Source organism: Aneurinibacillus danicus (assembly GCF_007991215.1).
GTDB classification, from domain to species: domain Bacteria; phylum Bacillota; class Bacilli; order Aneurinibacillales; family Aneurinibacillaceae; genus Aneurinibacillus; species Aneurinibacillus danicus.
On sequence record NZ_BJXX01000201.1, the window covers coordinates 1 to 5531 of the forward strand.

The 5531-nt window shown below is 48.7% G+C and carries 6 protein-coding genes and 1 tRNA gene; 6 read left to right on the top strand and 1 reads right to left on the bottom strand.

Annotation, left to right across the window (positions count from 1 at the left end; translation table 11 throughout):
- Positions 1-123: 123 nt before the first annotated feature.
- Positions 124-216, bottom strand: a tRNA-Ser gene (locus tag ADA01nite_RS20035).
- Between the two features lie 227 nt (positions 217-443).
- On the opposite strand from ADA01nite_RS20035, the gene ADA01nite_RS20040 reads away from it, so the two are divergent.
- From ADA01nite_RS20040 to ADA01nite_RS20065, 6 genes are all read left to right on the top strand, one after another.
- Positions 444-1034: a TetR/AcrR family transcriptional regulator gene (locus tag ADA01nite_RS20040; RefSeq protein WP_146812208.1), complete on the top strand. Its 591-nt coding sequence runs from the start codon at positions 444-446 to the stop codon at positions 1032-1034.
- Between the two features lie 30 nt (positions 1035-1064).
- Positions 1065-2339: an HlyD family secretion protein gene (locus tag ADA01nite_RS20045; protein ID WP_146812212.1), complete on the top strand. Its 1275-nt coding sequence runs from the start codon at positions 1065-1067 to the stop codon at positions 2337-2339.
- Positions 2340-2341: 2 nt separating this feature from the next.
- On the top strand, positions 2342-3544 hold the full coding sequence (locus tag ADA01nite_RS20050; RefSeq protein WP_146812209.1) for an ABC transporter permease: 1203 nt from the start codon (positions 2342-2344) through the stop codon (positions 3542-3544).
- Positions 3545-3742: 198 nt separating this feature from the next.
- Positions 3743-4327: a sigma-70 family RNA polymerase sigma factor gene (locus ADA01nite_RS20055; RefSeq protein ID WP_170230392.1), complete on the top strand. Its 585-nt coding sequence runs from the start codon at positions 3743-3745 to the stop codon at positions 4325-4327.
- Entirely contained in the window at positions 4297-4569 is a 273-nt protein-coding gene (locus tag ADA01nite_RS20060; RefSeq protein WP_246147434.1) for a helix-turn-helix domain-containing protein, read from the top strand. Before ADA01nite_RS20055 ends, ADA01nite_RS20060 begins: the two co-directional genes overlap by 31 nt.
- Before the next feature lie 83 nt (positions 4570-4652).
- A partial coding sequence (locus tag ADA01nite_RS20065) for a transposase (RefSeq protein ID WP_218029593.1) occupies positions 4653-5531 on the top strand: 879 nt, incomplete at its 3' end.

Consider the following 5531-nt stretch of genomic DNA (forward strand, 5'->3'; position numbering starts at 1 on the left):
TTTTTCTTCCTTAGATCTTCTTTTCTCTTTCCCTCCTTCTTTTTTCCTTATTTTCACAAAAAAACCTTCAATCGCCAGATCAAGCAATTGAAGGTCTATGTTTCTTAAACGGAAAAGTATGTATGGCGGAGATGGAGGGATTCGAACCCCCGCGCGCCGCAAGACGCCTAACTGATTTCGAGTCAGTCCCCTTCAGCCGGACTTGGGTACATCTCCGAATTATGCCTTTATATCGTCAGACTGAGAATTATCATATCATATCTTTTTAAGATAAATCAACGCTTCTTTATCTATACACCATAAAATAACGCTCTCATTTTTTTGCGCTCTCCTTTCCCGGAGGGCGTTTTTTCTTTCTTTCGGTATTGATTTTACCCTCCATCAATTTTATAATAAAAATCAAATTTGTACTGACTAGTCAGTTTAAAAAACGAGGTGAAAGTATGCGCGCAAAAACAAAAACATTAATCTTCCAGGGCGCCCTCAAAGCGTTCGCGGAGAAAGGTTTTAACGAGACGACAATGGAACAAATCGCGGAGATCTGCGGCGTCGCAAAAGGTACCCTCTACTATAACTTCAAAACAAAAGAAGACCTGTATATATTCGTAATGGAATCGGGCGTGCAGAACTTCATTACAATGATTCAGGATTACATCGATGTGGTGAGTGAAGATAATTTTCGCCAGCGTATTATCAGACTGGTGGCAGCTCATTTCGATTTCTTCCAGAATGAGCAGGATTTCTGCCGCCTGCTGCTCAGCCGCAGTTGGGGTACACATGAGAGGCATCATACCATTCGTCACGTGCTGCAGAAATATTTCGTTCTCCTGGAGCAGGAACTGCAAGCCGCAAAAGACAGGGGAAAGCTCCCTCACCATATGGACGTCGCGGTCATTGCCAGCAGCCTCTTTGGCATGATCGGATTTACCGCCATGCGCACCATTAGTCATGAAGAATCGCTTGACAATCCCACATTGCGCTACAACCTGCAGAGTCTGGTGCTGCATATGCTTGGAATTTTTGAAGAAGAGTAACAAAATGGAGAGGTAGAGGTGGAGAAAAAGATGAAAGGGATTCGCATGATTATGTTTACTACGATGGCCTTGCTGATCGGTGGCGGCGCCTATGCGCTGGCTTCGTATGGTGAAACAAACCGCATTGAAGCAACTTCCACCAGCCAGCCGACAGCGTATGTTGAAGCGACAAATATGAACGTCAGCTTCAAAATGGGAGGCCGCATCAGCGAAATCTATGTCAAAGAAGGTGACCGGGTAAAGAAAGGTCAGTTGCTCGCCCGCCTGGAAAGCAAGGAGCTACAGGATAAAGCGGCACAGGCACAGGCTGCGCTGAGTGCGGCAGAAGCCGGTGTAGAGCAGGCACAAGCGGCTGTCTCCGCAGCCGAAGCGAAAAAGGCACAGGGACAAAGTTCGGTAGATGTAACCGCAGAGACCGTAGAACGCCAGGTTGCACAGGCACAGGCCGCTGTAAAAGCCGCACAGGCGCATGTGAATGCATTGAAGAATGGGGCACGTAAAGAAGAGCGTGAGCAGGCGCAGATTAAAGTGAATGCCACCAAAGAAGCATACCGCCTTGCGGAGGACAATTATAACCGTATGAAGACCCTGCTTGAACAGGGAGCAGTGCCGCAGGCGAAAGTCGACGAAGCCGAATTAAATTACCAGAAAGCAAAAGCAGAATATGAAGCCGCCCAAAAACAATACGAAATGGTGCAGAACGGACCGCGTAAGGAAGAAATTCAGGCTGCAGAAGCACAGCTTGAACAGGCGAAAGCTGCCGTTGCACTGGCTGAAGCAGGCAAAGGGCAAATTACCCTGCGTCAAGAAGACGTTCACGCAGCAGAAGCCGGGATTTCTCAGGCAGCCTCTTCCGTATCATCTGCCAATGCCAACGTGTCAAAAGCACGGGCTGCATTAAATGAAGCGAAAACATATATCGGTTATACTGAACTCCGTGCACCGGCAGACGGTATTATTACATCCCAGTCGGCACAACTGGGCGAGCTGGTCGGAGCCGGCTTCCCAGTATTTACGTTAGAAGTAACCAAAGATCGCTGGGCCAAATTCTACTTCCCTGAAACAGAGCTTGACGGCCTAAAAGTCGGAGATGTAATTAACATGAAGCTCATCTCTACCGGTAAAACTGTAAAAGGCAAAATCACGGTTATTCAACCGGCTGCTGATTTCGCAATTCAAAAGCCGAGCCAGAATACAGGTGATACGGATGTGCGCTCGTTCGGCGTAAAAGTTACCTTTACCGATCTGCCGGATCACACAGCGACGGGCATGACGATCCAATGGCAGAATAAAGGGGAGAAGTAACCATGGTATCTCCACTAAAGGTAGGAGCCGTTATCCGCGAAGAATGGTTGAACATTCTTCGCGACCGGCGTCTTTTTGCCATTCTTTTTCTTGTTCCGCTGCTGTATACGGCATTATTCGGTTATTTATACTCGAACCTGCGGCTGAAGGAAATTCCGACTGTCGTCTTCGACGGCGACAACAGTCAGCTTAGCCGGCAAATTGTCCAATCGTTTGACGAGACAGAAACATTCCGCATCGCAAAACATACTTTATCCGAGAGTGAAGTAGAGCGAACAATTGAAAGAGGAGAAGCGCGAGTCGGCATTATTATTCCGAACGATTTCTCTACACGTTTAAAACACGGGGAAAACGTTCCGGTACTGACCTTCGTAGACGGAAGCAACATGCTGTTCTCCAACTCGGCCACCCGCGCCGCCAATCAGATAATCACGACATTCAGCTACGGCGCTTCTTCCGTCAAACTTAAGCAGCAAGGACTACAGGATGAACAAATTACGGCGACCTTCTCCCAGATACCGTTCCGCTCCCGCGTACTGTATAATCCGATGTTTAACTACAATGAATTTCTTGTATATGGTCTCATCGGGGCGATTCTGCAGCAAGTACTCCTGCTTGGCGTGGCGCTAACAGTAACGCGTGATAAAGAGAAGGGCACATGGAACCGGTTTGCCGTATGGCGTGGACTTCCGTGGAGAATCGCTTACGCGAAGACAGCTCCTTACTTCCTGATTGGGCTGGTTAACAACGTAACTGCATTCACCCTTGCCCTGTATGTATTCCACCTACCATTCCGCGGATTGCTCCTGCCGGCCGCCACTCTTTCCATAAGCTTTGTATTTGCGCTGCTTGGCATAGGCTATCTAGCAAGTTTATTTTCCGGCAACCAGGTGGGTTCGACACAGATTACGATGCTGATTGCCGTCCCGTCTTTCCTGCTATCGGGATTTACGTGGCCATTCGAAGCAATGCCTTATGCGCTCAATGTGGCTGGCCATCTGCTGCCGCTTACGTATTTTCTGGACGGCGTACGAGAGATTTTCATTAAGGGACACGGGTTTGAGACAATGTGGCGTGACTGCGTAACATTGGGCCTTATGGGTGCAGTTACGTATTTTATCGCATTCTTGCTTACTCCCTTATTTATAAAAGCAGAACAAAAAACAGAGCAAGAAGTTTCCCCTTCTCCCTCTGTCCAGGCTTAAGATATCGTACTGAGAAAGCGCGAGCGTTCGTAAAAATACGACATTCGCGCTTTTTTACATTCACTAAATAAAATAGGAAAATATATCTTTGCATAATTTCCCAGGTCACTTTATAATTAAATACGAACAAATGTTCTTATTATATGTTGTGTTTTTCCTTCTTTTTCCCTCTTTATATAAAAAAGGAGGGTGATGAGCATGCAGGAGACATCCAATTCCCGTATACACCGGCTTATCCGAAATTTTTTGCAGGACGAGACATCCGCTCTCCTCTTTGAGCGCGCCCTAAGCGATCCGACACCGTATAATCAGGAGAGGGTAGATTATCGTTTTCGAGCTTTCTGCAGGGAGATTCAATTCATTGCCTATCTGTCTACCTTGATTCATTATCACGCGATTGCATATGACAAACGGATTCGGGCGCAGAACGCTCACTGTCCACTGCGGCTTGATGCCCCGCTTGACGATGAAGGAAGCTCAGCAATACTGGATAGGGTAGCCGCATCAGAAGAAATAGACTTCCATAGCGATGCGCTCATCACTCTGGAAGAAATCAGTGAGCATAGAGCGTTCTATCATGCGCTGCGGCTTCTTACGGACAAAGAAAAGCAGATACTCGAACAGGTTTATATTCAGAATTTCTCCGATACGGAAATCGCCCGCAAGCTCGGTGTATCCCAGCAAACCGTCTCCAAAACGAGAAAAAAAGCGCTTGCCAAACTGCGCATGAGTATGAAGGAGGGACGAGACTTTTGCCAATCCACACAGAACACCCAAGCCTGATATCCCTTGCGAGAAAAGCACAACACCAGGATAAAGAAGCCATGCTTGCCATTCTCCAGCGGTTCCAGCCAAAGATTGAACGTTCTCTCTACCAGACTTCTTACGAAGAACGGGAAGATTTGCGCCAGCATCTATGCTTGAAAGTCATGGAGGCCGTACACAATTACCGCGTTCAGCCGGCTCCTTCGTTCTGGGAACTTTATCAGGTTACAGAAATAGCGCGAGAAAGCCCACGTCTTTAGGCGTGTGGATGAATCATGTCGCACAAACGTTCGGTTTTGTGGTATACTACAGGAAGAGATTTCTAAATAAGAGGAGGGTTTCGATGAAGCTCACCCACTCGTTTCGCATTCCGTATGATCCGGTGCTGTATGCGGCGCTCAGAGACTACCAACGCGAAGCCGCGCGGGTATGGAACGATACGCTCGAAGAAGCCGTGTTGTATTTTCGCACGTGGAAGCGGTGGGCTTCTAAAACACTGCTGCAGGCAAACCGCAAACAAGCGTACCGCCTTCATTCGCAAACCGTTCAGGCCATTGTGGACAAATACGACGAATGCCGCAAGGGAACGAAGGAGAAACGCAGGAAGGGCGACCGTCGGGCCAGGTATCCGTGGCGCAAAAAGCATTTCTTCTGCCTTCCGTTTAAACAAAACGGGTTTGTCGTTACAGGCGAGCAGATTGTGCTGAAGTTCAAAAACGACAAACCGCTGCTTGCGGGACTTCTCACCGCAAAAGCTGCGCAGAAGCGGAAATGGCTGGCCGGAAGCGGTCTCCGTGAGGATGTCACGCTTCCCATCCCGAATCTCTCGGGGGAAGCGTTGTCAGCCTGCACGTATGCTGAAATCGTCTGGCGTCGGGGCCACTACTGGTTTCACTACTGCATCGATACCCCGGTTGCTGAGCCGCGACATGAACATCTGCCCCTCAAACCGGCCGGATGCGACCTGGGCGAAATCCACAGCGTCACCCTGGCCACGGAAGACAAAGCGCTCGTCCTTTCCGGTCGTGCGGTGCGTGCCGTCAAACAGGGACGCGCCAAGTTTCTTGCAGAGCTGTCGAAGAAGATGGCGCGATGCAAGAAAGGAAGCCGGCAGTGGAAGAAGTATCTTCGGGCCAAGCGCTATCTCCAGCAGAAAAGCGACGCTCAAATCAAAGATTGGCTGCATAAAACGACAAAGCAGGCGGTAGATTTTCTCCTTGCT

Excerpts from the sequence above, each read along its gene's own strand:
- ADA01nite_RS20040 (WP_146812208.1), top strand. The coding sequence starts at position 444 with ATGCGCGCAAAAACAAAAACATTAATCTTCCAGGGCGCCCTCAAAGCG.
- ADA01nite_RS20045 (WP_146812212.1), top strand. The coding sequence starts at position 1,065 with ATGAAAGGGATTCGCATGATTATGTTTACTACGATGGCCTTGCTGATC.
- ADA01nite_RS20050 (WP_146812209.1), top strand. The coding sequence starts at position 2,342 with ATGGTATCTCCACTAAAGGTAGGAGCCGTTATCCGCGAAGAATGGTTG.
- ADA01nite_RS20055 (WP_170230392.1), top strand. The coding sequence starts at position 3,743 with ATGCAGGAGACATCCAATTCCCGTATACACCGGCTTATCCGAAATTTT.